Raw genomic sequence first — 1,037 nt, forward strand, 5'->3', positions numbered from 1 at the left:
CAGATTAACTACCTTTTATCTTTCAATCCATTTACCTAATTTATTACGTGTTTCCACACTTAATCTTTTTATCTTACCAGTTAGCAACTACGAAAAATTTAAAGGTGATATCTCTATTTCCTTTTCTCTATCTCTTAAATTACATTTATTCTCGTATTTATATTGACAAATTTTCTGCTGGTACCAATTAGAACTGATTATTAATTTTATAAGAAACAAAATTCCCCTTAAATTATTTACACCTATTAATTTGTAGAGCATTTTTTTGAACTTATCATCAAATTCCCTATTCACCTAAATAATGCTCCATACAATTTTCACATAGATATTCTTCACCATCAATATTTTGATTATATGTTACTTCACATCTTTCACACGTAGAAACTTCATGTTTCGCTCCACAATTTAAGCACATACCCTGTTCTCCTATATCGTCATTAACACATACATATTCTTCTCCACATTCTTCACAAGAGAAATCAGCAACTGGGTTATTCCCCCCATCTTTTGCAGCAATATACATCTCAATCTCCAATTCCTCTTTTAAATCAGGAAAATAGTCTTCTATGAATTCACTTATATGTTCTACAAATTCCTCGAATCCTTTTTGAGAAAACTCATTATATGATGTAGGGAGATAATATCCCAGATCGCTCTGAAACTCTGCTCCTCCATTTATATATTTTAAGCTACATTCTTCTATCATTTTCCCGTTTATAATTAATTTCAGTAATACCTCACTTTCCGCCTGTTGTACCTCTTCGATATTTAATTTTCTCTTAACTTCTAAAATATCAACATTAATCTTACTAGAAATCTTCAGGATGTCTTGTTCTGACTCTACAATTGACATTTTATTCTTTTCAATTTTTATATCATTTCTAAAATAATATGTATCATCAATGTCCTCTATAAATTGATTAGTTACTTCTTCGAATTTATCAAATATCATATTTGCATCTAAAATTCAAACTCGTGATTCTTGTTCCATAATATACTAGACATGCATTTATTTTATAAACTCTTCCACCTCAATA

At 29.2% G+C, this 1,037-nt stretch carries 1 protein-coding gene; it reads right to left on the bottom strand.

The window, feature by feature from the left end; translation table 11 throughout:
• Window positions 1–286: 286 nt before the first annotated feature.
• Window positions 287–952, bottom strand: coding sequence for a hypothetical protein (locus tag KVT31_RS29310; RefSeq protein ID WP_254637325.1), 666 nt, complete (start codon window positions 950–952; stop codon window positions 287–289).
• Window positions 953–1,037 lie beyond the last annotated feature (85 nt).

Source organism: Bacillus sp. GbtcB14, assembly GCF_019091205.1.
In the GTDB taxonomy this organism is placed as follows: Bacteria; Bacillota; Bacilli; order Bacillales; family Bacillaceae_G; genus Bacillus_A; species Bacillus_A cereus_AG.

Bases quoted from the DNA above. Each gene is read 5' to 3' on its own strand.
- KVT31_RS29310 (WP_254637325.1), bottom strand. From the start codon at position 952: ATGATATTTGATAAATTCGAAGAAGTAACTAATCAATTTATAGAGGAC.